The sequence below is a fragment of the Cryptosporangium japonicum genome (assembly GCF_039524755.1).
Lineage (GTDB): Bacteria > Actinomycetota > Actinomycetes > Mycobacteriales > Cryptosporangiaceae > Cryptosporangium > Cryptosporangium japonicum.
In genome coordinates, this window is sequence record NZ_BAAAGX010000016.1 from 271,027 (window position 1) to 296,865 (window position 25,839).

At 74.6% G+C, this 25,839-nt stretch carries 30 protein-coding genes and 2 riboswitches; of the genes, 16 read left to right on the forward strand and 14 right to left on the reverse strand.

Features of this window, described 5'->3' with window-relative positions:
* The first annotated feature begins 62 nt into the window (after positions 1-62).
* Genes ABD437_RS20905 through ABD437_RS20925 form a run of 5 tightly spaced genes read left to right on the forward strand, consistent with a single transcriptional unit; the run spans position 63 to position 4,315 of the window.
* Positions 63-1,169: a FecCD family ABC transporter permease gene (locus ABD437_RS20905; RefSeq protein WP_425558193.1), complete on the forward strand. Its 1,107-nt coding sequence runs from the start codon at positions 63-65 to the stop codon at positions 1,167-1,169.
* A gap of 8 nt (positions 1,170-1,177) precedes the next feature.
* A complete protein-coding gene (locus ABD437_RS20910; protein WP_344650570.1) occupies positions 1,178-2,128 on the forward strand; it encodes an ABC transporter substrate-binding protein in 951 nt (316 codons plus the stop codon).
* Positions 2,125-2,892 carry an ABC transporter ATP-binding protein gene (locus ABD437_RS20915; RefSeq protein ID WP_344650571.1) on the forward strand — a complete coding sequence of 256 codons (768 nt, stop codon included), beginning with the start codon at positions 2,125-2,127 and terminating at the stop codon, positions 2,890-2,892. Before ABD437_RS20910 ends, ABD437_RS20915 begins: the two co-directional genes overlap by 4 nt.
* Complete coding sequence (locus ABD437_RS20920; RefSeq protein WP_344650572.1) at positions 2,889-3,575, forward strand: class I SAM-dependent methyltransferase; 687 nt, start codon at positions 2,889-2,891, stop codon at positions 3,573-3,575. Before ABD437_RS20915 ends, ABD437_RS20920 begins: the two co-directional genes overlap by 4 nt.
* A complete protein-coding gene (locus ABD437_RS20925; protein ID WP_344650573.1) occupies positions 3,572-4,315 on the forward strand; it encodes a class I SAM-dependent methyltransferase in 744 nt (247 codons plus the stop codon). Before ABD437_RS20920 ends, ABD437_RS20925 begins: the two co-directional genes overlap by 4 nt.
* Here the strand turns inward: ABD437_RS20925 and ABD437_RS20930 are convergent.
* From ABD437_RS20930 to ABD437_RS20950, 5 genes are all read right to left on the reverse strand, one after another.
* Entirely contained in the window at positions 4,304-5,005 is a 702-nt protein-coding gene (locus ABD437_RS20930; protein ID WP_344650574.1) for a (2Fe-2S)-binding protein, read from the reverse strand. The genes ABD437_RS20925 and ABD437_RS20930 overlap by 12 nt on opposite strands.
* A 2-nt stretch (positions 5,006-5,007) precedes the next feature.
* Entirely contained in the window at positions 5,008-5,820 is an 813-nt protein-coding gene (locus tag ABD437_RS20935; protein WP_344650575.1) for a CbtA family protein, read from the reverse strand.
* Entirely contained in the window at positions 5,820-6,026 is a 207-nt protein-coding gene (locus tag ABD437_RS20940) for a CbtB domain-containing protein (RefSeq protein ID WP_344650576.1), read from the reverse strand. Before ABD437_RS20940 ends, ABD437_RS20935 begins: the two co-directional genes overlap by 1 nt.
* Positions 6,027-6,072: 46 nt before the next feature.
* A riboswitch (adenosylcobalamin (AdoCbl) riboswitch) is annotated at positions 6,073-6,167 on the reverse strand.
* A gap of 45 nt (positions 6,168-6,212) precedes the next feature.
* Positions 6,213-6,974: a precorrin-6A synthase (deacetylating) gene (gene cobF / locus ABD437_RS20945; RefSeq protein ID WP_344650577.1), complete on the reverse strand. Its 762-nt coding sequence runs from the start codon at positions 6,972-6,974 to the stop codon at positions 6,213-6,215.
* 10 nt (positions 6,975-6,984) lie between these two features.
* Complete coding sequence (locus ABD437_RS20950) at positions 6,985-7,296, reverse strand: DUF6223 family protein (RefSeq protein WP_344650578.1); 312 nt, start codon at positions 7,294-7,296, stop codon at positions 6,985-6,987.
* Between the two features lie 155 nt (positions 7,297-7,451).
* On the opposite strand from ABD437_RS20950, the gene ABD437_RS20955 reads away from it, so the two are divergent.
* Genes ABD437_RS20955 through ABD437_RS20965 form a run of 3 tightly spaced genes read left to right on the forward strand, consistent with a single transcriptional unit; the run spans position 7,452 to position 12,405 of the window.
* On the forward strand, positions 7,452-8,522 hold the full coding sequence (locus tag ABD437_RS20955; RefSeq protein WP_344650579.1) for a sensor histidine kinase: 1,071 nt from the start codon (positions 7,452-7,454) through the stop codon (positions 8,520-8,522).
* The gene (locus tag ABD437_RS20960) at positions 8,519-9,169 is read left to right on the forward strand and encodes a response regulator (protein ID WP_344650580.1); all 651 of its coding nucleotides are present in this window, start codon (positions 8,519-8,521) and stop codon (positions 9,167-9,169) included. The genes ABD437_RS20955 and ABD437_RS20960 overlap by 4 nt, the downstream gene beginning before the upstream one ends.
* A gap of 44 nt (positions 9,170-9,213) precedes the next feature.
* Complete coding sequence (locus tag ABD437_RS20965) at positions 9,214-12,405, forward strand: chemotaxis protein CheB (RefSeq protein WP_344650581.1); 3,192 nt, start codon at positions 9,214-9,216, stop codon at positions 12,403-12,405.
* Here ABD437_RS20965 and ABD437_RS20970 read toward each other — a convergent pair.
* Both ABD437_RS20970 and ABD437_RS20975 read right to left on the reverse strand, forming a co-directional pair.
* Complete coding sequence (locus ABD437_RS20970; RefSeq protein ID WP_344650582.1) at positions 12,391-13,104, reverse strand: GAF and ANTAR domain-containing protein; 714 nt, start codon at positions 13,102-13,104, stop codon at positions 12,391-12,393. The two genes, ABD437_RS20965 and ABD437_RS20970, sit on opposite strands and share 15 nt — an antisense overlap.
* Before the next feature lie 18 nt (positions 13,105-13,122).
* A complete protein-coding gene (locus tag ABD437_RS20975) occupies positions 13,123-13,491 on the reverse strand; it encodes an ATP-binding protein (protein WP_344650583.1) in 369 nt (122 codons plus the stop codon).
* 145 nt (positions 13,492-13,636) lie between these two features.
* Here ABD437_RS20975 and ABD437_RS20980 point away from each other — a divergent pair, with 145 nt between their 5' ends.
* Positions 13,637-13,996, forward strand: coding sequence for an STAS domain-containing protein (locus ABD437_RS20980; protein ID WP_344650584.1), 360 nt, complete (start codon positions 13,637-13,639; stop codon positions 13,994-13,996).
* On the opposite strand, the gene ABD437_RS20985 is transcribed toward ABD437_RS20980, so the two are convergent.
* Together ABD437_RS20985 and ABD437_RS20990 are read right to left on the reverse strand one after the other, a co-directional pair.
* A complete protein-coding gene (locus ABD437_RS20985; protein WP_344650585.1) occupies positions 13,993-14,850 on the reverse strand; it encodes a bifunctional 5,10-methylenetetrahydrofolate dehydrogenase/5,10-methenyltetrahydrofolate cyclohydrolase in 858 nt (285 codons plus the stop codon). The genes ABD437_RS20980 and ABD437_RS20985 overlap by 4 nt on opposite strands.
* A gap of 16 nt (positions 14,851-14,866) precedes the next feature.
* Positions 14,867-14,950, reverse strand: a riboswitch (ZMP/ZTP riboswitch).
* Positions 14,950-15,489 (reverse strand): hypothetical protein, encoded by a 540-nt coding sequence (locus ABD437_RS20990; protein WP_344650586.1) that lies wholly within the window; start codon positions 15,487-15,489, stop codon positions 14,950-14,952. Its footprint overlaps the riboswitch before it by 1 nt.
* A gap of 133 nt (positions 15,490-15,622) precedes the next feature.
* On the opposite strand from ABD437_RS20990, the gene ABD437_RS20995 reads away from it, so the two are divergent.
* The 4 genes from ABD437_RS20995 to ABD437_RS21010 all read left to right on the forward strand — a co-directional run bounded on the left by ABD437_RS20995 (position 15,623) and on the right by ABD437_RS21010 (position 19,732).
* A complete protein-coding gene (locus ABD437_RS20995) occupies positions 15,623-17,527 on the forward strand; it encodes a sensor histidine kinase (RefSeq protein WP_344650587.1) in 1,905 nt (634 codons plus the stop codon).
* Entirely contained in the window at positions 17,527-18,162 is a 636-nt protein-coding gene (locus ABD437_RS21000) for a response regulator transcription factor (protein ID WP_344650770.1), read from the forward strand. Before ABD437_RS20995 ends, ABD437_RS21000 begins: the two co-directional genes overlap by 1 nt.
* A gap of 177 nt (positions 18,163-18,339) precedes the next feature.
* Complete coding sequence (locus ABD437_RS21005) at positions 18,340-18,813, forward strand: hypothetical protein (RefSeq protein WP_344650588.1); 474 nt, start codon at positions 18,340-18,342, stop codon at positions 18,811-18,813.
* A gap of 55 nt (positions 18,814-18,868) precedes the next feature.
* Complete coding sequence (locus ABD437_RS21010) at positions 18,869-19,732, forward strand: DUF4352 domain-containing protein (RefSeq protein WP_344650589.1); 864 nt, start codon at positions 18,869-18,871, stop codon at positions 19,730-19,732.
* A gap of 45 nt (positions 19,733-19,777) precedes the next feature.
* Here ABD437_RS21010 and ABD437_RS21015 read toward each other — a convergent pair whose 3' ends face one another.
* Positions 19,778-19,993 (reverse strand): hypothetical protein, encoded by a 216-nt coding sequence (locus ABD437_RS21015; RefSeq protein ID WP_344650590.1) that lies wholly within the window; start codon positions 19,991-19,993, stop codon positions 19,778-19,780.
* Positions 19,994-20,007: 14 nt separating this feature from the next.
* On the reverse strand, positions 20,008-21,222 hold the full coding sequence (locus ABD437_RS21020) for an alpha-amylase family protein (protein WP_344650591.1): 1,215 nt from the start codon (positions 21,220-21,222) through the stop codon (positions 20,008-20,010).
* Between the two features lie 46 nt (positions 21,223-21,268).
* On the opposite strand from ABD437_RS21020, the gene ABD437_RS21025 reads away from it, so the two are divergent.
* The gene (locus tag ABD437_RS21025; protein ID WP_344650592.1) at positions 21,269-21,880 is read left to right on the forward strand and encodes a TetR/AcrR family transcriptional regulator; all 612 of its coding nucleotides are present in this window, start codon (positions 21,269-21,271) and stop codon (positions 21,878-21,880) included.
* 41 nt (positions 21,881-21,921) lie between these two features.
* On the opposite strand, the gene ABD437_RS21030 is transcribed toward ABD437_RS21025, so the two are convergent.
* Positions 21,922-22,590: an NADPH-dependent F420 reductase gene (locus ABD437_RS21030; protein WP_344650593.1), complete on the reverse strand. Its 669-nt coding sequence runs from the start codon at positions 22,588-22,590 to the stop codon at positions 21,922-21,924.
* Positions 22,587-23,618, reverse strand: coding sequence for an LLM class flavin-dependent oxidoreductase (locus ABD437_RS21035; protein ID WP_344650594.1), 1,032 nt, complete (start codon positions 23,616-23,618; stop codon positions 22,587-22,589). Before ABD437_RS21035 ends, ABD437_RS21030 begins: the two co-directional genes overlap by 4 nt.
* 42 nt (positions 23,619-23,660) lie before the next feature.
* Between ABD437_RS21035 and ABD437_RS21040 the strand changes: the two genes are divergently transcribed.
* Both ABD437_RS21040 and ABD437_RS21045 read left to right on the forward strand, forming a co-directional pair.
* Positions 23,661-24,143: a MarR family winged helix-turn-helix transcriptional regulator gene (locus tag ABD437_RS21040; RefSeq protein WP_344650595.1), complete on the forward strand. Its 483-nt coding sequence runs from the start codon at positions 23,661-23,663 to the stop codon at positions 24,141-24,143.
* 9 nt (positions 24,144-24,152) lie between these two features.
* Positions 24,153-24,677: a PadR family transcriptional regulator gene (locus ABD437_RS21045; RefSeq protein ID WP_344650596.1), complete on the forward strand. Its 525-nt coding sequence runs from the start codon at positions 24,153-24,155 to the stop codon at positions 24,675-24,677.
* On the opposite strand, the gene ABD437_RS21050 is transcribed toward ABD437_RS21045, so the two are convergent.
* Positions 24,634-25,797 carry an NAD(P)/FAD-dependent oxidoreductase gene (locus tag ABD437_RS21050; RefSeq protein WP_344650597.1) on the reverse strand — a complete coding sequence of 388 codons (1,164 nt, stop codon included), beginning with the start codon at positions 25,795-25,797 and terminating at the stop codon, positions 24,634-24,636. The genes ABD437_RS21045 and ABD437_RS21050 overlap by 44 nt on opposite strands.
* Positions 25,798-25,839: the final 42 nt, after the last annotated feature.

Sequence of the window (25,839 nt, forward strand, 5' to 3'; positions counted from 1 at the left end):
GGAGCGGGCCTCCGGGGAGCGGGGTGGTGGACGTCGCCGAGGGTCCTCGGTCTAGAGTCTTAATGCAAGTGGCTTGCAAGAGCAGACTGATCGCACCAAGGAGGGGCGTGGAGGCCGTCGACGCGCTCGGATTAGCCGCCCGGCGGCGTCGCACGGTCGGGTGGCTCGCCGTCCTGACGCTCGGGCTCGTCGCCTCGGTGGTCGCCGGGGTCGGCTCCGGAGCGGTCGGGATCAGCCCGGCCACGGTCGCCGCGGTCATCGGTCACCACCTGGCCGGCTGGCCCGGCGAGGCCACCTGGGACCTCGCCGACGACGCGATCGTCTGGGACGTCCGGCTCCCCCGGGTGGTGCTCGGCGCGCTGGTCGGCGCGGGCCTCGCGGTCTGCGGGGTCGCGCTGCAGGCGATGGTGCGCAACGTGCTCGCCGACCCGTACCTGCTCGGCATCAACTCCGGCGCGTCCAGCGGCGCGGCCGCGGCGATCCTGTTCGGTGTCGGCGCCGGGTTCGGCGAGCACGCGCTGCCGGTGAGCGCGTTCCTCGGCGCGCTCGCCGCGTCGTTCGGCGTGTTCCTGCTGGCCCGCGGCGGCGGGCGCATCACGTCGCTGCGGTTGCTGCTCGCGGGCGTCGCGGTCGGCTACGCGCTCTACGCCGCCACCAGCTTCCTGATCTTCGCGTCCGGCTCCGCCGAGGGCGCCCGCTCGGTGATGTTCTGGCTGCTCGGTTCGCTCGGCCTCGCCCAGTGGGACGCGCCGCTGGCGGTGGTGGCCGTCGTCGTTCCGCTCACGACGACGCTGCTGACGATCTGGGGGCGGCGCACGGACTCGCTGGCCATCGGCGACGAGACCGCGCACACGCTCGGCGCCTCCCCCGAGCGGTTCCGGATCCGGCTCCTGGTCCTCGTCGCGCTGTGCATCGGGGTGCTGGTGTCCGCGTCGGGCTCGATCGGGTTCGTCGGCCTGGTGGTGCCGCACCTGGCGCGGCGGCTGGTGGGCGCCACCCACGTCCGGGTCGTCCCGGTCGCCGCGCTCCTCGGCGCGATCCTGCTGATCTGGGCCGACGTGATCGCCCGGACGCTGCTCCAGCCCCAGGAGATCCCGATCGGCATCATCACGTCCCTGCTGGGCGCCCCGTTCCTGCTCGTGCTGATCCGTCGCTTCCACGCCTCGTGAGGAAACCCGTGCGCAGACTCGCCCTCGCCACCGCTCTGCTGCTGACCGTCGCCGCCTGCGGTGACGACGGCCGCACCGGGTCCGCGCCCGGCGGCGGCCACTACCCGGTCACGATCGACAACTGCGGCACCGACGTCACGTTCGACGCCGAGCCCGAACGCGTCGTGCTGCTCAAGAGCGCCGCCGTGCCGTTCCTGCACGAGCTCGGCGTCCTCGACCGGGTCACCGCGCGCGCCGGGCAGTACCCGACGGCCTACTACGACGCCGCGACGCTCGCCGAGCTCGACCGGATCCCGCTGCTCACCGATCGGACCGACACCAGCGGCCACCTGCAGATCTCGAAGGAGGTCGTGATCGCGCAGAAGCCGGACCTGGTGCTCGGCCAGGTCGACAACCTCTCCCGCGAGACGCTCTCGGCGGTCGGCATCCCGCTGATCGAGGAGCCGGCGCTCTGCGAGACGACCACGACCGCGCCGACGTTCGACTCCGTCTACCAGCAGCTGGAGACCTACGGACAGGTCTTCGGCAAGCGGTCCGAGGCCGCGGCCGCCGTGGCCGGGCTGAAGAAGCGCGTGACGAGGACACCCCCGACCGGACGCACCGCCGCGGTGCTCTACCCCACCGTCGGCGGCGGCACCACGTACGCCTACGGCACGCGAAGCATGGCCGACCCGCAGCTCGAGGCGGCCGGGTTCACCAACGTCTTCGGCGACGTCGACGAGCGGGTCTTCGAGGTCACCCGCGAGGAGCTGCTGGGTCGTGACCCCGACGTGCTGATCCTGCTCCACAGCGACGGCGACCCCGCCGCGGTGGAGAAGGCCGTCACCGGGCTGCCGGGCGCCGACCGGCTCACCGCCGTGAAGAACGGCGCCGTCCTGACCCAGCTGTTCAACTTCACCGAACCGCCGTCGCCGCTGTCGATCACCGGCCTGGAGATGATCCGGAGGCACTTCGGATGATCACCGCCACCGGCGTGTCCTGGACCTACGGGTCGACGCTCGTCCTCGACGGCGTCCACGTGCACGCCGCCGGGAACCGGGTGCTGGGGCTGATCGGCCCGAACGGGAGCGGCAAGACGACGTTGCTGCGCCTGCTCTACGGCGCGCTGCGCAGCCCCACCGGGCAGGTGGGCGTCGACGGCGACGCGCTGGACCGCCTGCCGGGCCGGGAGACCGCGCGACGGCTCGCGGTCGTCGTCCAGGAGACCGGCGGCGAGACGTCGCTGACCGTCGGCGAGATGGTGCTGCTGGGCCGCGGCCCGCACCTCTCGACGTTCCAGCGCACGAGCGCGCGGGACCACACGATCGCCGCCCGCGCGCTCGAGCGCGTCGGCGCCGCCCACCTGGGGGCGCGGCCGTTCGCCGCGCTCTCCGGCGGTGAACGCCAGCGGGTGCTGATCGCCCGGGCACTCGCCCAGCAGGCCACCCACCTGCTGCTCGACGAGCCGACCAACCACCTCGACATCCGCTACCAGCACGAGGTGCTGCGGCTGGTGCGCACGCTGGAGACCTGCTCGGTCGTCGTGCTGCACGACCTGAACCTGGCCGCGCGCTACTGCGACGACCTCGTGCTGCTCGGCGACGGCGGCGTCGTGGCCGCCGGTCCGGCCGGCGACGTCCTCGACCCGGCCGTGCTGGAACCGGTCTACGGCATCGGCATCCACCGGGTCGAGCTCGACGGCCACCTCCACCTGCTGTTCCGACCCGAAGGAGCGACCGCGTGAGCGTGCAGGAGCGCATCAACAGCTACTGGACGGAGCGGGCCCCGTCCTACGACGACTACCAGCAGCGCCCCGACCGGCTCGACGCCGACCGCGAAGCCTGGGGCGCGATCTGGGCCGCCGCGCTCCCGGCCGCGCCCGCCGACGTGCTCGACGTCGGCACCGGCAGCGGGCAGGTCGCGCGCACCCTCGCCCGGCTCGGCCACCGCGTCACCGGCATCGACCTGGCCGAGGGCATGCTGGCCCGCGCCCGCGCGTACGGCGACGACGTCCTGTTCGCGACCGGCGACGCGGTCGAGCCACCGTTCCCACCCGGCCGCTTCGACGCCGTCGTCAGCCGCTACGTCATGTGGACGCTGCGCGAACCGGCGCTCGCGGTGGCGAACTGGATCCGGCTGCTGCGCCCCGGCGGCACGATCGCCGTCGTCGACAGCACGTGGTTCCCCGAGGGGCTCGACGCGCCGGGCGGGACGTTCGGGCACTGGTACGACGCGTCCGTGCGGAACGCCCTGCCGCTGGCCGCCGCGGCCTCGATCCAGCGCACCGCCGACGTGTTCACCGCCGCCGGGCTCACCGACGTCCTGGTCACGCCGCTTCCCACGATCCTCGCGCTCGACCGGGAGTTCGGGGTGGCACCGGGCCACGCGGTGCGGACGCAGTACCTGATCCGAGGAGCCGCCCGATGACCGACCTCTCCGCCCTCGTCCGCCGCTGGGACGACCAGCAGGCCGCCTACGTCGCCGGGCGCGAGCAGCGCTTCACCGCGATGCTCGACGTCCTCGAGCTCACCGTCGGGGGCGGCGGCACGATCGTCGACCTGGGCTGCGGCCCCGGCTCGCTGGCCCGACGCGTCCTCGAGCGCTTCCCGGACGCCCGTGTCGTGGCGATCGACCACGACCCGGTGCTGCTCACGCTGGCCGCCGGGACGCTCGGCGAGCGGGCGACCGTGCTCGACGCCGACCTCACCGACCCCGGCTGGGCGTCGTTCGACGGCGCGGTGTCGGCGATGGTCTCCACCACCGCGCTGCACTGGCTCCGGCCCGACCAGCTGATCCGGCTCTACACCCAGGTGCACGACCGCCTCGCCCCCGGTGGGGTGCTGCTCGACGGTGACCACTTCCGCTTCGACGCCCGCGACGCCGCGCTGCGCTCGATCGCCGCCGACCACGACGACGCCACGCAGCGGGCGGCGTTCGCGGCCGGCGCCGAGGACTGGACGGCCTGGTGGACCGCCGCGAGCACCCATCCCACGCTGGCCCCCCACGTCCCCGACCGCGAGCGGCGCTACGCCCAGCGGGTCAGCGCGCCGGAGACCACTGTCGAGTTCCGCCTCGCCGCCCTGCGCCAGGCCGGTTTCCGGTCCGTCGGCACGGTCTGGCAGTTCCTCGACGACTACGTGGTGTTCGCGCGGAGGTCACCGGCGTAAGACGCAGTCGCCGCACACCGGGCCGGGCGGGCCGGGGCTGAGCCGGTAGATCAGGCAGCAGCTGTTCCGGCGGAACCCGGCCCCGACCCGCGGTGCGGCCCGGGTCCAGGGTGGACGGCGGAGCAGCGCGTCCGCCAGGTCCGCCGCGCGCCCGGCCAGGGCGGGCCGGGCCGCGGCGAGCATCGTCACCGAGCTGTTCAGCGCCGACGCGCTGTTGTCCAGGAGGATCGCGGGCGCGATCGGGCAGGTCGGGGCGGCCGCCGCGGTGAGGTCGACGACGAGCGGCACGACCGAGCCGGCGACGGCGTCCACCAGGGAGCCGGGCGCGGCCGGCTCCGGCGGCGCGAACGAGACCGGCACCATCCCACCGGGCGCCGGCTGCCACCAGACGTCCGGCGGCACGACCGCCGAGGACACCACGGCCAGCGCGAACGCCGGCGCGAGGATCCGCGCGACGACGCCGAGGTGGGCGGTCGCGAACGCCACCCGCTCCTCGACCGGACCGCCGGCCATCCGCTCCAACGCCGCCCGGACGTCCGCGGTCCGCGTCCGCCACGCGTCCCCCGACGCGTCGAGCAGCGCGGACACCGGCTGCCACGGCGGCGACGGCGTGGCGTCGGCCGGGTGCGTGTGCGCCGCGAACGCGGGCCCGAGCTCGTCGAGCACGGACCCGCTCCCGCGGTCGGTCACCGTCAGGCGGGCACCGTGTCACCGGCCGGGGCCGGCGTGGGCCTCCCGAGCAGGGCCCGCTCGGCCAGCGGCCCGAAGACCAGGCCGAACGCGCCCCAGAGGAGAGCCTGCGCCGCCACCGAGTAGAGGCGGAAGGACGCCAGCACGTCGGCCGGGAAGGCCGGGTAGACGATCCGCCCGCCCGGGTCACGCAGCGGTTCGGGCATCTCGGAGATCGTCGGGAGCAACAGCATCACCGCGGCCACCGCCACCACGTAGACCCCATTGGCGAGCAGCGTCGCGTTCCAGTTGCCGAACCGCACGGCCAGCCGCTGGCCGAGCCAGACCGACGCGCCCAGGATCACCAGCGACGCCAGCACCATCGCGAGGTAGAGCCCACCGCGCGTGCCGATCGTGTCGTCGTCGCCGACCGCGGGCGGGTTGGCCGGGTACTTCAGCCACGGCACCAGGAACAGCCCGAGGAACGCGCCCCCGGCGACCAGCACCGCGAGCACCCGCGGCCGGAGGTTGCCGACCCGGCCCAGGCAGATCAGGTAGATCACGGTGGCGAGCACGCCCATCGCGACGCCGAACACGATGATGCCGGTGCCGATGCCGACGTTCGCCTGGATCGCGCGGCTGAACACCTCGGGCTCGGCGGCCGGGACCGGGAGGCCCGCCGCCCGGTCGAGGGCGTCCTGAGCGGCGCCCCGGCCCTCCTCGTAGTCGATCGCCTTCTGGATCTGCGGTTCGGCGAAGACGCGCGCGAACAGGAACGCCAGCAGGCCACCGACTCCGCCGGCGAGTGCGCCGCGCAGCAGGAGCTTGAGTTCCATCAGTGGCAGGGGAAACCGAGGAAGTGACGCGCGTCGTGAATGTACTCGTGGACGTGCACGTCGTTGCCGAAGACCGACGTGGCGCCCTGGTCGACGCCGATGAAGTAGTAGGCGAGCAGCGCCAGCAGCACGGCGGCGCCGAGGTACACGGCGGCTCGCGAGCCGGAGATCACGACGGGGGTAGCGACAGCGGTAGGGCTGGTCACCTGGAGCCTCCTCCGGGGATCGTGCGTCCCCTGTTGCGACGGGCTTCGTGACGGCACCAGTATCTGACTCACCGACGGTGGCCGCCGGCTCACAGTGGCGCGACCGTGCTGGATTCGCACCAGCTTCCTCGCGCCGTCACGTGTCGGGAGAACCGTAGGACCGCGCGGCCCTGCGGTCAACGTGAGTTAGCGCTCCCTGCGGCGGATGAGGTAGGTGTCCATGATCCACCCCTTTTGTGCACGCAGTTCCGCCCGGGTGGACGCCACCCGGTCGGCGATCTCGTCGAGCGGCCCGGCGATCAGCACCTCGTCGGGCGCACCGAGGTAGGCACCCCAGTAGAGCTCGGCGTCCTCTCCGGTGAACCGGCGGAACGCCAGGCTCGCGTCGAGCATCACGACCAGGTCGGTGTCGTGGTCGTGGTGGCCGTTCGCCACCCGGCGACCGGTGGTGACGACCACCGCACCGGCCGTGCGGGTCAGCGTGACGCGGTGCCGCGCGGCCAGCACCTGCACGCTGCTGATGCCCGGCAGCACGTCGTAGGCGCAGGCGACCTGCCCGCGCCCGACGATCGTGTCGAGCATCCGGATCGTGCCGTCGTAGAGCGCCGGGTCGCCCCAGACCAGGATCCCGGCGGTGCCGCCCGCGGCCACCTCCGCGCGCAGCGCGTGCTCCACCGCCGCCGACCGCGCGTCGCGCCAGGCCTCGACCGCGCCGGCGTAGTCGTCGGCGGTGCGGTCCCGGGGCGGGTCGGCGATCGTAACGACCCGGTAACCGTCCGTGCCCAGGAACCGCTCCAGGATCGCCTGCCGGGCCGCGGTCAGCTCCGCGGTCGTCTCCCCCTTGTCCAGGACGAGGAACACGTCGACGCTGCGCAGCGCGTCGACCGCTTCGACGGTGAGCAGGCCGGGATCGCCGGCTCCGATCCCGATGACCCGAATGTGTCGCACCCGCAGAAGCCTAGGTGGCGGCCGATCGGGCGCGGCGTCGGGCCAGGCCGCCGAGCAGGGCCGCGGTGAGCCCGAGCACCAGCGCCACGACGCCGCCGACGATCCCGCTGCCGCTGCCGGGACCCCCGTCCGCGGTCGCGACGACGAACCCTCCGGCCAGCACGCCGGTGCCGCCGGCCGCCAGCGCGGAGGCCGCCGTCAGCCGGCCGGACCGGCGCAGCGCGACCGCGCCGAGGACGACGCCGGTCAGCGCGATCACGGCCGCGGTGCTCGACACGAGCCGGCCGGTGGTGAGGCCGTACACCGTGGACTCCAGAACCATCGGAACTCCTTCCGTCGTGGGTGACCCGATCGTCGCGCGGCCGGGGCCGGTCGCGCGTCGTGCGGACGCGGGCGCCGCGCGCTGCTGCGAACGCGGTAGCCGGGTCCTCCTCGCGCAGGAGTCGCCCGGCCGGGACGCCGGTCTAAGGTGCCCGCATGGGCCGGGTCCGGGACAGCGCGATCGCCCTCGGCCTCACCGTCGTCCTGGTGGTCGCCGGGCTGTCGGAGAGCGGCGGGGCACCGTTCGGGTACGTGTTCCTGGCCGGGGGCGGGCTGGTGCTGGCCGTCCGCGGCCGGGCACCGGTCGTCGTGCTCGTCGTCGCCGGTGCGTGCGCGATCGGTCACCGGGCGGCCGGGTTCGACGTGTTCGCGGTCGGCTACCTGGTCGCGGTGTACGGGGCCGTCCGTGCCGGGCACCGCACGCTCACCGTCGCGGTGAGCGTGCTGGTGCTCGCCGCGCTGCCGGTGGCCACCTGGGTGTCCGGAGTGCACACCGCCGGCGCGGCGCTGACCCAGGCCCGCGGGGTGCTCGAGCTGGCCTGGCTGATCGCGGCCGGCGCGGCCGGGGAGGCGCTGCGCCAGGCCGAGCGGCGGGCCGACGAGGCCGAGCGCACCCGCGAGGAGATCGCCCGGCGCCGCGCCGACGAGGAGCGGCTGCACATCGCGCGCGAGCTGCACGACTCGCTGACCCACCAGATCTCGGTGATCACCGTGCAGTCCGACGCCGCCGTCCACCTGGCGACCAAGCGCGGTGAGGAGGTGCCGGCGGCGATGCTGGCGATCCGGGACGCCGGCCGGGAGGCCTCCCGCGAGCTGCGGGCGACGCTGGAGGCGCTGCGCGACGACACGCGCACGCCGCCGCGCGGAATCGACGACATCCCGGCCCTGGTGCGCCAGGTCGGGGTGGAGACGTCGCTGACCGTGGAGGGCGACCGCGGCGACGTCCCCGCCGCGGTGGACCGCACCGCGTTCCGGATCGTGCAGGAGTCGCTGACGAACGTCGCCCGGCACGCCGGGGCCGCGTCGGCGTCGGTCCGGATCGCCTACCGTCCCGAGGTGGTCACCATCCAGGTCGACGACGACGGCCCGGCCGGTCCGGCGGTGACCGCGGTGCCCGGCGTCGGGCTGGTCGGCATGCGTGAGCGGGTGACCGCGCTGGGCGGGACGTTGTGTGCCGGGGCGCGCGACTCCGGTGGGTTCAGCGTCCACGCCGAGCTGCCGCGGTGATCCGGGTGCTGCTGGTCGATGACCAGCCGCTGATCCGCAGCGGGTTCCGGGCGCTGCTCGAGGCCGAGGACGACGTCGAGGTGGTGGGCGAGGCCGGCGACGGGCGCGAGGGCGTCGCGCTGGCCCGGCGGCACCGGCCCGACGTGGCGCTCGTCGACGTGCGGATGCCGGTCGTCGACGGCATCGAGGCCACCCGGCGGATCGCGGACGACCCCGCGCTGGCCGGGGTGCACGTCGTCATCCTCACCAACTACGGCCTCGACGAGTACGTGTTCGACGCGCTGCGCGCCGGGGCGGCCGGTTTCCTGGTGAAGGACATCCAGCCGGAGGACTTCCTGCACGCGGTCCGCGTCGCCGCGCGGGGTGACGCGCTGCTCGCCCCGTCGATCACGCGCCGGCTGATCGAGGCGTACGTGACCCGGCCCGTCCGGGTGGACACGGCCGCGCTGGCCGAGCTGACGCAGCGCGAACGGGACGCGGTCGCGCTGGTCGCGCAGGGGTACTCGAACGAGCAGATCGCGCAGCGGTGGGTGATCAGCCCGGTGACCGCGAAGACGCACGTCAACCGGGCGATGGTCAAGCTGGGCGTCCGGGACCGGGCCCAGCTGGTCGTCCTCGCCTACGAGTCCGGCCTGGTGCGGCCCTAGCGCGCCGGGCGGTGGAGGCGGGACCGGTGAGCGACACTGATCCAATGCCCGACGAGACGCGGTCCCCGGTGGACGTCGTCGCGCTGGTGTCCTCCGCCGGTGGCCTCGACGCGGTGACGACGATCCTGCGTGAGCTGCCGGCCGACCTGCCGGTGGCGATCGTCGTCCAGCAGCACCTCGGCCGGCAGGGCAGCTCGCTGCTGCGCATCCTGCGCCGCCGGGTCGGCCAGCAGCTGCACTGGGCGACGCACGGCGGCGTGCTCCGGCTCGGGCAGGTGACGGTCTGCCCGCCGATGCAGCGGATGGAGATCTACCCCGACCACGGCTACGGCCTGTTCCCCACCCCGGACGGGGCCCGCGACCACCCCCACGACGCCCTGCTGATGTCGCTGGCGGACTCGCTGCGCAGCCGCGCGCTGGCCGTCGTCCTCACCGGCATGCTCCGTGACGGCGCCGCCGGCACCGCGGCGCTGCTGGCGGCGGGCGGCGTCGTCATCGCGCAGAGCGAGGAGACCGCCGAGCAGCCGTCGATGCCGCGCGCCGCCGCCGAGGCCGGCGCCGACCTGGTCCTGCCGCTGCACGGGATCAGCCCGGTCGTCGCCGACGTGGTGCGCGGCCGGCCGCTCCCCCGCCGCCCCGACGAGACCGGCGCCATCAGCGCGACGTTCGGCGACGACGGGACGGTCGCGCAGCTGGCGCGGCACGTCGACTGGGCCGGCACCGCGCTCGGGGCGGTACGCACCTGGCCGGACGCCCGGCGGGTGGCCGTCCGGCTCGCCGTCGACTCCCCGCACGCGGTCGCGCTCTACTTCGGCGACGCCCACCTCCAGCTGTTCAACGAGGCGACGGTGCCGTCGCTGGGCGGACGCCACGCCGAGGTGTTCGCGCAGCCGTACGCGGCCTCGTATCCGCAGCTCGTGGACTACATGCTGCCGGTGCTGGCCGCCGTGTACCGCGGCGAGCGGATCTACCACCCGGCCCAGCTGGTCGTGCTGGAGCGGCACGGGCGGCTCGAAGACGTCTGGTTCGACATGTCGTACACCCCGATCCGCGACACCAGCGGCGCGGTGATCGGGGTGTACGAGTCGTTCCACGAACGCACCGACGAGGTCCTGACCGCCCGGCGGCTCCGGACCGTCAACCGGCTCGCCGGCGCTCCGGTCGGCCCGAGCCGGACCGCGGCGATCCGGACCCTGGTGGCCTCGCTCGCCGCGTCCGACGACGTCCCGTTCGCGGCGGCGTACGCGGTGGACGCGGGCGGGCAGCGGGCCGGGCTGGTCGGCGTGGTGGGCGCCGACGAGGGCGGCGCGCTGGCCCCGTGGGACGTCCGGCTGGTCCCCGGCACCGCGTGGCCCGTGCACGAGGCGGTCCGGTCCGGGGGCCCGGTCGACCTCGACGACGTCGCAGCGCGTTTCCGGGGCGCGCGGGACGGCTCCGGGCCGCCGGCGCTGGAGCGCGCGGTGCTGTTCCCGCTGCGTGACGAGGCCGAGGACCGCGTCGTCGCCGTGCTGGTGCTCGGCGTCCACCCGCGCCTGCCGCTGCACGAGCACTACCGGGAGTTCCTGGAGCTGGTCGCCGACACGGTCGCCGCCAAGGTCGCGGAGTCGCACGCCCGGCAGCGCGAGCGGCAGCGGCTGGCCCGCCTGGCCGAGCTGGACCGGGCCAAGACGGAGTTCTTCTCCTCCGTGAGCCACGAGTTCCGCACGCCGCTGACGTTGATGCTCGGACCGCTGGAGGACCTGCGCACCCGTCCCGACGACCGGATCTCCGACCGCGCCGCCGACCTGGATCTCCTCGTGCGCAACACCCAGCGGCTGCTGCGGCTGGTCGGACACCTGCTCGACTTCTCCCGCGCCGAGGCCGGCCGGCTGCGGGCCGGCTTCACGCCGGTGGACCTGTCCGCGCTGACCGGCGACGTCGTGGCGCTGTTCCGCGGCGCCGCCGACGTCGCCGGCCTGACGTTGACGCTCGACACCCCGCCCCTGGCCGAGCCGGTCTGGGTCGACCCGGACATGTGGGAGACGATCGTCGCGAACCTGCTGTCCAACGCGCTCAAATACACCTGGAACGGCTCGGTCACGGTGACGCTGCGCGGGTTGCCGCAGCACGCCGAGCTCGTCGTCGCGGACACCGGCGTCGGTATCCCGTCTGCGGAACTCCCCCGGCTCTTCCAGCGCTTCCACCGGGTCCGGGGCGCCCACGGCCGCACGTCCGACGGCGCCGGGATCGGCCTCGCGCTGGTGCACGAGCTGGTCCGTGCGCACGGCGGCCGGGTGCGGGCCACGAGCGAACCGGACGCCGGCACCACGGTCACCGTCTGGGTGCCCCGCGGCACCCGGGCCCGGGCCGGTGACCCCGAGCGGGCTCCGTCCGGTCAGCGGCGGGTGGCCGCGACGATGGCGGCCGAGGCCGAGGGCTGGGACGGCGGGTCCGCGCTCGATCCGGGGGACGACTTCCCGGCCGGTCCCGGTGATCCACCGGCCCGCCGGGCGCCCGGGGCACGCATCCTGGTCGTCGACGACGACCCGGACATGCGCGGGTACCTGCGCCGGCTGCTGGGCGAGGCCTGGACGGTGGTGGCCGCACGCAACGGGGACGAGGCGCTGCGCGCGGCCGAGAAGGAGCCGCCCGACCTGGTGATCACCGACGTCACGACGTCCGGCGCCGACGGGTTCGCGCTGCTGCGCGCGGTCCGCGGCCACCCGGCGCTGGAGTCGCTCCCGGTCGTGCTGGTGACGGCCAGGGCCGGTGAGCGGGCCGCGATCGACGGGCTGCTCGCGGGCGCCGACGACTACGTCGTCAAGCCGTTCTCGGCGCGGGAGCTGGTGGCGCGGGTGAGCGCGCAGCTCGACCTGTCCCGGGTGCGCCGGGCCGCCGACGAGCGGCTGCGTCAGGTGCTGGAGGCCGGGGTGATCGGCTCCGCGTGCTACGACGTGTCCACCGGCACGCTGCTCGACGCGAACGACGAGTTCCTGCGGATGACCGGCTACACCCGCGCGGACGTCGAGGAGCGGGCGCTGTCCTGGGAGCGGCTGGCCCCACCGGGGTGCGCCGGGAGCGGCGACCGGCCCTGGGCCCGGCCGTCGGCCACCGGCCGGATCGGACCGTCCGAGAGGGAGTACCTGGACGCGGACGGGGCGCGGCGCCGGATGCTGGTGGCCGGCCGCGACCTCGGGGACGGGACCGTGTCCCAGTTCTGCGTCGAGATCACCGGGAACCGGTCAGTGGCCCCGTGACGCCGAGCGCACGAGGGCGGCCGCCACGTCGCGCAGCTTCAGGTTGCTGTTCTGCGAGGCGCGGCGCAGCAACGCGAACGCCTCTTCGGGGCTGATCCGCTGACGGGCGATCAGGATGCCGATCGCCTGGTCGATCGTGGCGCGCGAGGTCAGCGCCTCGCGGAGCTGGCCGATGAGCTCGACCTGCTCGACGTGGCGCAGCGCGACCCGGAGAACCTTCCCGACCTCGGCGGTGTACGCGCCCGCGTAGGCCCGCTCGGTCGCGCCGAACCGCGCGGGCCGGTCACCGTAGAAGTTCGCCGCACCGACCGACCGGTCGTCGACGACCAACGGCAGCGAGTACGAGCTGCGGACGCCGGCGGCCAGCGCCCGCGACCGGAACCGCGGCCAGCGGCCCTCCTCCTCGAACACCGGCACGTCGACCGGTTCGTGGTGACGCGCGGCGTCGAGGCACGGTCCCTCGTCCATCTCGTACTGCTGCTCGTCGACGGCCGGACCGAGCTCGTCGCTCGCCGCCGCCGTGACCGGGGGGCCGTCGCGCAGGATCGTGATGCCGCAGGAGACGCCCGGCGCCAACGCGCTCGCCGCCCGCACGGCCGCGTCCCGCAGCAGCACCTCGACGTCGGGCATCGCGACGAGGAGGTCGGTGAGCTCGGCGGAGGGCACGACCCGGCCACCGGCCGCGATCGGCTCGATCATCGGGCACCTCCACATCGGTCAGTGCGTGGCGAGCGTCGCCCACACGGATTTCCCGTCCGGCACCGGCAAAACGCCCCAGCCGCTGGCGAAAATGTCGACCAGCCGCAGGCCGCTTGCTCCGCGGCCGACCGGGATCGTCGACGGGGCGGCCGACCCGTCGGTCACCGAGAGGTGCAGGTAGGCACCCCGGTAGGTCATCGTCACGATCAGGTCCGTGCCCGCGTGCCGCACGGCGTTGTCGACCAGCTCGGTGACCACCACGGCCGCCGCCGCGCCCACGTCCTCGATCGACCAGGCCGCGCAGGCCGCCGCCAGCATCCGGCGCGCCTCCGGGGCCGCGGCCGGAGTGGGACGCAGGTACAGCCGCAGATGGGCGGTGTCCGGCATGTGAGACTCCTCGGGCCTCGGGAAGAAAAGCGGTACCCGCGCCCACCGGGCGGAACCCTCGAACCGGGGTTAGACTCCAGACTGGGTTCGGCCCAGAGCCCGGTCATGCACGCGCGCCGCCACGGCACCCTGACCGGAGGTCTCCGTGACCGATTCGTACTTTGCCGACCCCGACACCCCACTCACCGTCACCGTGCACCGGTACCAGACCGGCGTCCGCGTGGAGTTGTCCGGCGAACTCGACCTCCAGACCGGGCCGCTGCTGCTCGGAGCGATCGACTCGCTGCTGCCGCGGCCCGGCGGCCCGGTCGTGCTCGACTGCACCGCGTTGCGGTTCATCGACGCGCGGGGCCTGGCGACGCTGCTGCGCGCGCAGGCCACGCTCACCGACGCCGGATACGGCCTCGCGGTGACCAACCCCTCCGGTCCGCTGCGCCGCATCCTGTCCGCGACCGGCCTGACCAGCTCGCTGCCGGACGCCTCCCGCTCGGCGCTGGAGCGCTAGCGGGTGGCCCGTTCGGCCGCCGCCACCGCGTTGCGGAACAGCATCGCGACGGTCGTCGGTCCGACGCCGCCGACCCGCGGCGTGATGGCCGACGCCACCTGCTCGCACGCCTCGTCGACGTCGGGCAGGAGCCGCCGGCCGGCGTAGCGCACCCCGGCGCCGATCACGACCGCACCCGGGCGGACGTGCTCGGGCCGGACGATGCCCGGCACGCCCGCCGCGGCGATCAGGATCTCCGCGCGCCGGGTGTAGCGCTCCCAGTCCCCGACACCGGTGTGCACGACGGTGACCGCGGCGTTCGCGGTCGGCCGCTTCTGCGCGAGCAGCATGGCCAGCGGCCGGCCGAGCGTCGCGCCCCGCCCGAGGATGACGACCTCGCGCCCGGCGACCGGGATCTCGTAGTGCGCGAGCAGCGCCTCGATGCCGGCCGGGGTGCACGGCAACGGCCCGGGCAGGCCCACCGCGAGCCGCCCCATGTTCACCGGGTGCATGCCGTCGACGTCCTTGTCGGGGTCGAGGGCCTGCAGGGCGGCGTCGTAGTCGAGGTGGCCGGGGATCGGGTACTGCACGAGCACGCCGTGCACGCTCTCGTCGGCGTTGAAGCCGGTGATGACCTCGAGCAGGTCGTCCTGGCCGGCGTCAGCGGGCAGGTGCCGGTGCGGCGAGTCGAAGCCCAGGTCGGCGGCCTGCTTCTGCTTGATGCGGATGTAACCGGCGCTGGCCTCGTCGTCACCGACCAGGACCGTCGCCAGGCCGGGCCGCACGCCCCGGGCGCGCAGCGCGTCGGCCCGCCGGGCGACATCGGCGAGAACGGAGGCGGCCACCGGGCCGCCGGGCAGGAGTCGGGCGGACATCGACGCTCCTCTTCAGAGCGGAAGCCCAGGCGGTCGACTCCCGCGCCGAGGCTCCCCGATGGTTCCGACCATCCCAGTGCCGCCAGTCGCGTCTACCGGTCAGGATACCGGGGCCGGGGTGAGCGCGGCGCGGGCCGTGGCCAGCGCCCCGAACGACGCGACCAGCACCACGTTCACCACGACGGCGAGCCAGCCGACGTTCGCGATGTGCGCGACCGGCCAGCCGACCGCGGCGACGGCCAGGCCGGCCGCGACCCACGCGCGCTCGCGGCGCAGGCCCACCGCGATCAGCAGGAGGCTGAGCGGGAAGCAGAGACCCAGCACCTTGATCAGCGTCGCGGCGCCACCGGCGTCGTTGAGGTCGGTGTCACCCAGCGCGACGTGCAGCGTGTTGAACCCGTACCCGATGTTCCCGGCCGCGCCGAGCACCCCGACCACGAGCAACGCGACTGCGAACGCGCCCCGCCGGGTGGCGGCGGCCCGGAACAGCACCAGGACGTACCCGGTGGCGCCGAGCACGTGCAGCACCCCGGCGGCCGGGTCGTCCCAACCGCGGAGCGCGTAGAGCAGGTCGGCGGCGAGGTAGACCGGCGGGGCCACGAGCAGGGACCCGGTCAGCAGGCGGTCGGTGGATGTCACGGGGCGCTCCCTCGGTAGGCGGACTGCGCTCCACGATCGGGGCCGCGGCGGCCCGGGACATCGGGGCCGGCCCCTGCGGGTCCTAGGGCCAGCCCTGATCCGCACGGGCCCGGAGTTCTGCGACGATGCGGCCATGACCAGCACCGTTCGCGCGGCGATCGTCGGCGTGGGCGTCACCGCGCTCGTCGTCGCCGGGTTCGTGCTGGGCCCGCACCTGGGCAACCTGCACAACGGTCTGATCGGGGCGTCGTTCGGCGCGGTCGGTCTCTACGTCGTGCGACGCCGGCCGGCGGTCCGCGAGGGGTGGCTGTTCGTCGCCACCGGGGCCGCGCACGCCTGGATGTTCGCCGCGCGGGAGTACGGGCTGCACCCCGGCCCGCTGCCGGGCGCGTCGTGGATCGGCTGGCTCGGGGTGTGGCCGCTGCCGCTGGTGCTGGTGCTGGTCGGCGTCACGATCATGGCGTTCCCGGACGGGCGGCTGCCCTCGCCGGGCTGGCGGCCGGTGGTCGGCGTGCTGGCCGCGGTCGGCCTGGTCCTGTCGGTCGTGTCGGCGTTGTGGCCGGTGGAGTACGCCCGCACCGGGCTGGTGGCCCCGCACCCGCTGCACCTGCCGGGACGGGCGGACGCGTTCTACCAGGTCGCCCGGGGCGTCGGTTATCTGCTGTTCCAGCTGGTCTGGGTGGTGTGCGTCGTCGTCCGGCTGCGCCGGGCCCGCGGCGACGAGGCGCGTCAGCTGCGCGTGTTCGTCGTCGCGGCGGTCGGGTCCGGCGTGGTCATGGTGGCCGGCCTGCTCGTCTGGGGCAGCCCGCTGGCCGGGGTGCTGGCCGTGCCCCTGGTGGCGGTCGCGGCCGGCGCGGCGATCCTCAAGTACCGGCTGTACGACATCGACCCGGTGCTCAACAAGGCGTTCGTGTTCGCGGTGATGGCCGGCCTCGTCACGCTGGGTTACGCGGTGCTGGTGACGAGCATCGGGCAGCTGGTCTCCGGCTACGCCTCACTGGTGGCCACCGGGGTGGTCGCGGTGGCGTTCGAACCGCTGCGCCGCCGGGTGCAGCGGCTGGCCGACCGGCTGGTGTACGGGCACCGCGCGACCGCCTACGAGGCGCTGGCCCGGCTGTCCACGCACCTGGCGACGCCGGCCGGGCGCCCGCTCGACGGCGTCTGCGCCACGGTCGCCGACGGGGTCGGGGCCCGCGAGGTCGTGCTCTGGGCCGGAACCGCCGACGAGCTGCGTGCGGTGTCGGCGTGGCCGGAGAGCGCCCGCCCGGCCGGGGTGTGCGCGCTGAGCGACGTGTCGGGGGTGCCGATCGTCCACGACGGGCGGTTCCGGGGTGCGCTCACGGTCGTCAAGGCCGACCCGCTGTCGGCCGCCGAACGTCGCCTGGTGGGTGAGGTCGCGGCCCAGGCCGGGCTGATCCTCGAGCTGCAGGGCACCGCGCAGCGCCTGGTGGCCGCCGGCGACGCCGCCCGCCGCCGGTTGGAACGCGACCTGCACGACGGCGCCCAGCAGCACCTGGTGACCGCGGCGTTCGAGCTGGGCAGCCTGGTGCGGCTGGCCGAGGCCTCCGGCGACGGTGCGCTGGCCGCCCGGGCCGAGTCGGCGCGGACCCGGGTGCTGGCCGCGACCGCGCAGCTGCGTGAGCTGGCCCGGGGACTGCACCCGGCGGTGCTGACCGAGGACGGGCTGGGAGCGGCCGTGGAACAACTCGCCGACCGGTCGGCGATACCGGTGCGGGTCGCGTTCGACGTGGCGTCCCGGCTGCCCGCCGAGGTCGAGGCGACCGCGTACTTCTTCGTCGGCGAGGGCCTGACGAACGCGGCGAAACACTCGGGGGCGTCGGTGGTGCGGGTCGGGCTGACCCGGCGCGGGGACCGGCTCGCGATCGACGTCACCGACGACGGCGGTGGCGGCGCCGCGTTCCGCACCGGCAGCGGGCTGGAGGGGCTGGCCGACCGGCTGGCGACGCTCGGCGCGCGGCTGGAGGTCGACAGTGGCCCGTCGGGAACCCGGATCGCGACGGTGATCCCGTGCGCGTGATGCTCGCCGACGACTCCGTCCTGCTGCGTGAGGGCGTCGCCCGGATCCTCGCCGAGACCGGGTTCGTGGTGACCGGCCAGGCCTCCGACGGGGCGGGGCTGCTGGCCATGGTGCGCCGCGATCCCCCGGACGTGGCGGTGGTCGACCTGCGGATGCCGCCGGGCTTCTCCGCCGAGGGCATCGACGCCGCGGCCGCGATCCGGGCCACCGCGCCCGAGGTGGGGCTGCTGATCCTGTCGCAGTACGTCGAGGTGCACCACGCGCTGCGGCTGATGACGCAGTTCGACGGCGGGGTGGGGTACCTGTTGAAGGACCGGGTGTCCGACCTGACGGCGTTCGCCGGTGACGTCCGCCGGATCGGGGGCGGCCAGACCGTGATGGACCCCGAACTCGTGGCCCAGCTGGTGCGCCGTCGACGCGAACAGGATCCGCTCGAGGAACTCACCGCGCGGGAGCGGTCCGTGCTCGGGCTGATGGCGCAGGGCCTGTCGAACGCGGCGGTCGCGGCCGAGCTGCACCTGTCGGTGAAGACGGTGGAGGCGCACATCGGGGCGATCTTCGCCAAGCTCGGCCTGGCTCCGGACGACCGCGAACACCGCCGCGTGCGTGCCGTGCTCACGTTCCTGCGGGCCTGAGCGCGTCGTGGTACGACGGGGGGTTCGCGTCGCACGGAGCCGGGTGCGACACCGGCGAACCGGTGGTGCGTGAACATGCTCGGGGTCACGTCGGCGGCCCGGTCCACGGCGGCGAGGGCGGCGAGAACGAAACGGTGCCGTGGTAAGAAACCGTCCACACGGGGTAACCGCTTCGGCATGACCGACCTCGGGATCCTGCTGCTGCCGATCGTCGTCGCCGTCGCGCTCGTGCTGTTCCTGCGGGGACGCAGCCCGGGCCTGCCGGAAGGCACCGACGGCCTCGACCGGGCGTCGAGCACGCAGGTGCGCCGCGCGGTGCGCCACGGTGACGCGGTCACCCGCCCCGAGCTGGCCGGCGCCGCCGCGTCGCACGCGCTGTACGTGCTCGCCGCGAACGAGCACGGCGTACGCCGGATGCGGTCGATGCGCTGGGTGTTCTGCCTGCTCGGCGCCGGGCTGATCGTCGCCGGCCTGGCGGCGTTCCTGGACGAGCCGACCGCACGCACCGCGCTGACGCCGGCGGTGGGGGTGCTCGCGTGCGCGCTGCCGTTCGTCAACCCGGTGACGAACCGGCGGCGGATCGCCCGGGCCGAGGCCGCCCTGGCCGCGAACCGCGCGCTCGCCGCCCCGTTCCACCAGGCCGTGAGCTGACCGGTGTCCACCGCGCTCCGCGCGGGGCTGGCGGGCCGGGGTACCTTCCGTACTCATGACGTACCCTAACGACCCGCAGCAGCCGTACGGGAGCGGCCCGCAGCCGCCGCACGGCTCGGGGCCGCCGTACAACCCCGGCCCGCAGCAACCGTACGGCGACCTTCCGCAGCCGCCCTCGTACGGCGATCCCGCCGCAGGTCAGCCCTATGGTCAGCCGCCGTACGGGCAGCCCGCCTACGGGCAGCAGCCGTACGGTCAGCCGGCGTACGGGCAGCCGGGCCCGCCGCCGTACGGCCAGGTCCCGCCGCCGAAGAAGTCGAACGGCGGCAAGATCGCCGCGATCATCGGTGGCGTCTTCGTCGCGTTATGTCTGGTCTGTGGTGTCGTGGGCTTCTTCCTGTACAACGGCGCCAAGGACGCGGCCAACGAGGCCGCCGACCGCTACAGCTTCTCCCCGCCCGCGATCACCAGCGGCGCCCCCGACAGCGGCGCGAGCGACGCCCCGGCCGGCGGCCCGGAGGGCGCGCTGAACACGCCGGCCCGCGACGGCGACGCCGAGTTCACGGTCACGTCGGTCAAGTGCGGCATCAACGAGATCGGCCAGTACGCCAAGTACACGCCCAAGGGCCAGTACTGCCAGATGAAGGCCACCGTGAAGAACGTCGGCAGCGGCGAGGTCTCGCTGGTCGCGGCGTCGAAGTACCAGGCGACGACCGACGGCGGCGACACCGTCGACGCCGACATCACGGCCACTGTCGCGTCGAACCCCGACGACACCAGCAAGTTCCTCGGCGACGTCGCGGCCGGCGGCAGCGAGGACATGATCGTCGCGTGGGACATCCCGAAGGGCCAGAAGATCACGAAGCTCACGCTCTACGGCTCGTTCGGGAGCTCCGGCGTCGTCGTCAACGTCTCCTGACCGCGCGGTGACGGGCCGGCGCACCGGCCGGCCCGCCGCGCGGCGTCACACGTAGTCGCCCGCGTACAGCTCCAGGTGCCCGCACTGGCGGCACCGGAACGCGCGGACCTCGCGCCGCGGTTTGCCCATCGTCCTGGCCCCGCCGAAGATGCCCCGCTGGAGCGGCCCCTCGATCCAGCGGGTGTAGCCCCGCGAGGACTCGCCACCGTCCTCGAGGAAGCCCTCGTCGAACTCCTGCGCACCACACCCCGTGCACGTCATGGGGCGAGTATGGCTCAGCTGTGCCAGAGAACGCCGCCATCGGCGTCGAGGATGCGCACGTCGGTGCCGGCCAGGGCGACGTCGAGGTGCTCGCCGCCGCCGCTGACCCGGTAGGTGTACTCGGTGTTGGTGAGCGTGAGCGCCTCGGTCGTCGCGGAGTGCAGCCAGGGGTGGCGCCGCCGGAGCCCGATCAGGTCCTGGTGGGCGCGGTGCAGGCGCTCGCCCCACGGCGCGAGCTGCGCGGGCTCGTCGGGGAAGGCCGGCCGGACCGCGTCGTCGCCGCCGAGCCGTTCCTCCTTGACGCCGGTGAAGCCCTGCTCGTCGCCGTAGTAGATCGACGGCACCCCGCCGACCGTGAGCAGCACCGCGAGCGCGGCGAGGGCGCCGTCCGGGCCGACCGTGGTCGCGATGCGGGTCACGTCGTGGTTGCCCACGAACGTGTTCAGCCCGACGTCGCCCACGTACCGGTCGTGGCGTCGCAGTGACCAGTCGAGCTCGTAGAAGTTCCGGTCGGCGAGGCTGGACCAGATCGCTTTCCAGAGCTCGTACTGGGTCACCGCGTCCACACCGGACGCCTTGGCGAACGCCCCGTAGTCACCGTGGATCACCTCGGCCAGGAACCAGGCGCCGGGGTGGCGTTCCCGGGTGCGCCCGAGCGCCTCGCGCCAGAACGCCGGGTCCACCGAGTAGGCCGCGTCCAGCCGCCAGCCGTCGATGCCGCGGTCCAGCCAGTGCGTCAGCACCGCGGTGGTGTAGTCGAGCGCCTCCTCGCTCCGGTGGTCCAGGCGCGCCAGCCCGTCGTGGCCCTCGAAGACCCGCGGTTCACGCCGCTCCCAGTCGATGTCGAAGCGGCCGGCGCCCGGCGCGCCCCGGCCCTCGCGCAGTGCGCGGACCAGGTCGGGGTGGGAGCGCCCGACGTGGCTGAACACGCCGTCGAGGACGACGCGTAAGCCGCGGGCGCGGCAGGCGGCGATCAGCTCGTCGAAGTCGTCGGCGTTCCCGAGCCGCGGATCGATCGCGAAGTGGTCGAGGGTGTCGTACCCGTGCGTGCCCGCGGTGAACACCGGCCCCAGGAGCAGGCCGTTCGTGCCGAGCTCGATTGCGTAGTCGAGCCAGTGGAGCAGGCGGCGCAGCCGGGGCGCCGGCGCCGGATCCTCCTCCCGGATCGGGGCGCCGCAGAACCCCAGGGGATACACGTGCCACCAGACGGCGTGCTCGATCCAGCCCATGCCACTCCCTTACTGAGTCGAACTCACTAACGGCTAGAGTAGCAACGTGAACCGACCGGACCGCCGCCCACGCCGACGGCTCGATCCCGGGCAGCGCCAGGAGACGATCCTCACCGCGGCCGCCGAGGCCTTCCGTGAACACGGGTACGCCGGCACGGCCGTGAGCGTGATCGCGGCGCGGGCCGGCGCCTCCGAGGCCCTCGTGTACCGGTACTTCGCCGGCAAGGACCAGCTCTACGCCGCGCTCGTCCGGCGGGCGATCGACGCGCTGCTCGCCCAGCAGGCCGAGGCGCTCCGGGCCCTGCCCGACGGCGTTCCGGCGCGCGACCGGCTCCGCGCCACCACGCTCGTCTACCTCGATCACATCGCCGGGCACCCGGAGGCGTGGGCCGTCCCGTTCCGCCACCCCGGCGGCGAACCGGCCGCCGCGGCCGCCGTGCGCGCCGACGCCCGCCGGGATTACGTCGAGCGTCTCCGCGCGCTGCTCTCCCCGCGCACCGGGCTGCGCCGGGAGTTCGCGCTGTGGGGCTATTTCGGGTTCCTGGACGCGGCGTGTCTGCGCTGGGTCGACGCGGGGTGCCCCGCGGACGCACGGTGGTCACTCATCGACGCCGCGCTGGGGGCGCTCGAGGGAGCGTTGGGCGATTGGGACGCGTGATCGGTTCGGCCGCGGGTGTGCGGGTGGTGGAGCCGACCGCGCTAGCCGGCGGCTCGGGCCGCGGCCACGGAGCGGCCCTGGTCCGTGTCGGGATAGCGGGCCAGCATCTCGCGGACACCGGCCGCGTCCACGTTCGCGCCGAACAGCTCCGCGCCCGGTTGCAGGCGCACCCCCTCCGCGAGCGGACCGGCCACCACCGGGTCGAAGCCCAGCGCGTCGACGAGCCCGGCGACCGTGGCCATGGCCGCGTCGTCGTCGCCGGCGATCGCGATCGCCTTGCGCTCGGCGGCGCCGGCCTCACCCTCGAGGTCGTGGTAGCCCATGTGGTTGAACGCCTTCACGACGCGTGACTCCGGCAGGTAGGCCTGCACGATCTCGCTCGACGACGTGCGCGGGTCGGTCAGGTCGTCGCGCACACCGTCGATCTCCCACCAGTAGTTCATCGCGTCGACGACGACCTTGCCGCGCAGCTGCTCCACCGGCACCGCGCGGTACTTGCCGAGCGGCAACGCCAGGACGACGACGTCGGCGCCGGCCGCGGCGTCGGCGGCCGGCACCGCCCGGGCGCCGGGCGCCAGCACGTCGACGATCAGCGCGATCTTCGCCGGGTCGCCGGAGCCGGCGATCAGCACGTCGTAGCCGGCCGCCACCGCGAGCCGGGCCAGCACCGTGCCGACCTTGCCGGCTCCGAGAATTCCGAGGGTCGTCACCCGGCCACCATCTCACGGACCAGCGGCGCGACCTTCGCCCCGTACAGCTCGACGGCACGGGTGCGTGCGCCGACCGACTGCGCGCCGACGGTGTAGATCAGGTCGAACCGTCCCACGCCCAGCGTCTTCACCGCCGCGGCGACGCGCCGGGCGACGGTCTCCGGCGCGCCGACGTAGAGCGAGCCGCCCGACACCTCGGCGTCGAACTCCTCGCGACGCAGGGGCGGCCAGCCGCGCAGCGCGCCGATGCGGTCGCGCTGCACCTTGTACGCCGGGTAGAACAGCTCCCTGGCCTCCTCGTCGGTGTCGGCGACAAAACCGGGCGAGTGCATGCCGACCGGGTGCGCCTCGGTGCCGAGCTGCTCGGCGGCCCGCCGGTACAGGTCGACGTAGGGCGCGAACCGCCCGGCCGGCCCGCCGATGATCGCGAGCATCAGCGGCAGCCCGTAGCGCGCGGTGCGCACGACCGACTGCGGGGACCCACCGACGCCGACCCAGGTGTCCAGGTGACCCGACTCGGTCTTCGGGAACACGTCCGCGTCGACCAGGGCGGCGCGGGTCGTGCCATCCCAGGTCACCGGCCGTTCCTCGAGGAGCTCGGCGAACAGGTCGAGCTTCTCCTCGAAGAGCACGTCGTAGTCGCTCAGGTCGTACCCGAACAGCGGGAACGACTCGGTGAACGAACCGCGCCCCAGGATCACCTGGGCCCGGCCGTTCGAGATCGCGTCCACGGTGGCGAAGCGCTGGAACACCCGCACCGGGTCGTCCGAGCTGAGCACGGTGACGCCGGACGCGAGCTTGATCCGCCGGGTGCGTGACGCGATGCCGGCCAGCACGGTCTCCGGCGTGGAGATCGAGTACTCCGGGCGGTGGTGCTCGCCCAGTGCGATCACGTCGACGCCGAGCTCGTCGGCGAGCACGGCCTCGTCGATCACCTGGCGGATCGCGGCGGCGTGCGAGACGGGCGCGCCGGCGTCGTCCACCGGTACGTCACCGAACGTGTCGAGGCCCAGTTCCAGGTCGGTCATGACGGCTCCCTCCAGTATCATTGACACGTCAATCACTTGGAGGTGGCCGCTATTCCCCGGACCCGGAGGCTGCCGACGCGCGACGAGCTCACCGTCTGGCGGGACTTCCTCGAGACCACCGACCGGCTCAAGGCGACGCTGGCCGCGCGACTGGCCGCCGACACCAGGCTCTCCCCCGGCGACTACGCGGTCCTGCTGGCGCTGAGCGAGGCCGAGGGGCACCGGCTGCGCTCGTCCGCGCTGGCCGACGCGGTGGGCTGGGAGCGCAGCCGCCTGTCGCACCACCTCGGGCGGATGGAGCGGCGGGGGCTGATCCGGCGGGAGAACCGCACCGGGGACAACCGCGGCCAGGAGGCGGTGCTCACCGCGGAGGGCGCGGGCGCGTTCCGGGCCGCGACCGTGCCGCACCTCACCGCGGTGCGCGAGCTGTTCGTCGACGCGCTGACCCCCGAGCAGCTCGCCGCGGCCGGTGAGATCGCCGCCGCGCTGGACGCGCACCGGCCGGGCCCGGGGGCACCGCACTAGGGTGGGCGGATGCCCGCGCTGCCCGCGCTGTCCCTGCCGGAGTGGATCGTGCTCACGCTCGTCGACGAGCACCCCACCCACGGCTTCGCGATCGCGACGCTGACCGCGGCGCAGAACGACGTCGGGCGGGCCTGGCACGTGCCCCGGCCGATCGTCTACCGGTGCGTCGACCGCCTCGTCGACCTCGGGCTGGTCCGGCGCGACGCGACCGAGGCGGGCGACCGGGGCCCGCGTCGATCGATGCTGAGCAGCACCGCCGAGGGCACGTCCGCGGTGCGCACGTGGCTGCGTCAGCCGGTCGCGCACGTGCGTGACCTGCGCTCGGAGCTCCTGGTCAAGCTCGCGCTGCGGCTGCGCCGCGACCTGCCGCCGGACGAGCTGGTCGCCGCGCAGCAGCGGGCACTGGCGCCGGTGCGCGACGCGCTGGAGAACCAGCGTCAGCACGCCGAGGGCTTCGGCGCGGTCCTGGCCGGCTGGCGCGTCGAGAACGTCAACGCCGCCCTGCGTTTTCTGGACTCGCTGCTCGTCCGCTGACGTCCTCCCTCATCGCGTCGCTCATCGCCCGGACCAGCCCGCGGATCTCGGTGGCGTCCCAGCGGTAGCCCGCGACCCGGTCGGCGAGGTCGAGGAGCGGCCGGGTGAGCCGGTCACGCTCGGCCTCGTAGTCGCCGAACGCGTCCGCGACGACCGCGTCGGCCAGCAGCTCGGCGTCGCGCAGCGCGTCGGAGAGGCCGGAGGTGCCGATCGGGTCCTTCCACGAGCCGGCGTCGCCGACCAGGGCCCAGCCCGGCCCCCAGGCCCGGCGCAGGTAGCCCGGCCGCCCCGGGAACGTCCGCACGATCCCGTGCGGGGTGCCGGCCGCGACCCGGGCGGCCAGCCCCGGTGACGCCTCGGCGAGCAGGGCGTCGAACACCGCGCGTCCGCCGCGTCCCACCCGGGCCGGGCTCGCGCCGGTGAAGACGCACACCCGCCCGTCGTTCGTCGGGATGAACCCGGCGGCGACGGACGGACGGTAGGCCCACTCGTAGCCCGCCGGCTCCACCCCCGACCAGTAGCCGTAGACGTAGGCCCCGGCGTCGCGGGCCTGGTGGACCACCACCGCGCCGGCCAGCCGCGCCACCGCCGAGCGCACCCCGTCGGCCCCGACCACCAGCCCGGCGCGCACCGCGACCTCCGGCCCCCGCCGGGACCGCGCACGCACGCCGGTGACGCGCCCCTCGACGTCGACGTCGAGCGCGGTCACCTCGAAGCCGTAGCGCACCTCGGCGCCGGCGCGCACGGCCGCGTCGACCAGGGCGGGGTCGAGCACGGTGCGCCGCGGGGCGCAGAGCGCGTCGACCCCGCCGCCCGGGCGCACCGGGACGCTCACGGCGTCGTCACCGTAGTGGAACGTCACCGACGGGACCGGGGGTGTGCCCGCGGCCCACAGCGCGGGCAGCACGCCCCAGCGGGCGAGCCGGCCGACGCCGCCGCGCATCAGCGCGTGCGTCGAGAGCGTGTCGAGGCCGTACTGGCCGCGGTCGAGGACCAGCACCGACAATCCGGCGCGGGCCAGCAGCAGCGCGGCCGACGCGCCGGCCACCCGGGCGCCGACCACGACCACGTCGTACGCCGAGTAGAGGGGACGCGAGTACAGCGGCACGTTCAGGGACACGGTGCTCCGTTCGGGTCGGGCGGATGCGGGGTCGGCCGGGAC

What these genes read in the sequence shown, in the direction of transcription:
- ABD437_RS21005 (WP_344650588.1), top strand. Translation starts at nt 18,340, where the DNA reads ATGACCGACCTCGGGATCCTGCTGCTGCCGATCGTCGTCGCCGTCGCG.
- ABD437_RS21045 (WP_344650596.1), top strand. Translation starts at nt 24,153, where the DNA reads ATGCCCGCGCTGCCCGCGCTGTCCCTGCCGGAGTGGATCGTGCTCACG.
- ABD437_RS21000 (WP_344650770.1), top strand. Translation starts at nt 17,527, where the DNA reads ATGCTCGCCGACGACTCCGTCCTGCTGCGTGAGGGCGTCGCCCGGATC.
- ABD437_RS20950 (WP_344650578.1), bottom strand. Translation starts at nt 7,296, where the DNA reads ATGGTTCTGGAGTCCACGGTGTACGGCCTCACCACCGGCCGGCTCGTG.
- ABD437_RS21015 (WP_344650590.1), bottom strand. Translation starts at nt 19,993, where the DNA reads ATGACGTGCACGGGGTGTGGTGCGCAGGAGTTCGACGAGGGCTTCCTC.
- ABD437_RS20985 (WP_344650585.1), bottom strand. Translation starts at nt 14,850, where the DNA reads ATGTCCGCCCGACTCCTGCCCGGCGGCCCGGTGGCCGCCTCCGTTCTC.
- ABD437_RS21010 (WP_344650589.1), top strand. Translation starts at nt 18,869, where the DNA reads ATGACGTACCCTAACGACCCGCAGCAGCCGTACGGGAGCGGCCCGCAG.
- ABD437_RS20975 (WP_344650583.1), bottom strand. Translation starts at nt 13,491, where the DNA reads ATGCCGGACACCGCCCATCTGCGGCTGTACCTGCGTCCCACTCCGGCC.
- ABD437_RS20955 (WP_344650579.1), top strand. Translation starts at nt 7,452, where the DNA reads ATGGGCCGGGTCCGGGACAGCGCGATCGCCCTCGGCCTCACCGTCGTC.
- ABD437_RS21035 (WP_344650594.1), bottom strand. Translation starts at nt 23,618, where the DNA reads ATGACCGACCTGGAACTGGGCCTCGACACGTTCGGTGACGTACCGGTG.
- ABD437_RS20925 (WP_344650573.1), top strand. Translation starts at nt 3,572, where the DNA reads ATGACCGACCTCTCCGCCCTCGTCCGCCGCTGGGACGACCAGCAGGCC.
- ABD437_RS20905 (WP_425558193.1), top strand. Translation starts at nt 63, where the DNA reads ATGCAAGTGGCTTGCAAGAGCAGACTGATCGCACCAAGGAGGGGCGTG.
- ABD437_RS20915 (WP_344650571.1), top strand. Translation starts at nt 2,125, where the DNA reads ATGATCACCGCCACCGGCGTGTCCTGGACCTACGGGTCGACGCTCGTC.
- ABD437_RS20935 (WP_344650575.1), bottom strand. Translation starts at nt 5,820, where the DNA reads ATGGAACTCAAGCTCCTGCTGCGCGGCGCACTCGCCGGCGGAGTCGGT.
- ABD437_RS20995 (WP_344650587.1), top strand. Translation starts at nt 15,623, where the DNA reads ATGACCAGCACCGTTCGCGCGGCGATCGTCGGCGTGGGCGTCACCGCG.
- ABD437_RS20965 (WP_344650581.1), top strand. Translation starts at nt 9,214, where the DNA reads ATGCCCGACGAGACGCGGTCCCCGGTGGACGTCGTCGCGCTGGTGTCC.
- ABD437_RS20970 (WP_344650582.1), bottom strand. Translation starts at nt 13,104, where the DNA reads ATGATCGAGCCGATCGCGGCCGGTGGCCGGGTCGTGCCCTCCGCCGAG.
- ABD437_RS21020 (WP_344650591.1), bottom strand. Translation starts at nt 21,222, where the DNA reads ATGGGCTGGATCGAGCACGCCGTCTGGTGGCACGTGTATCCCCTGGGG.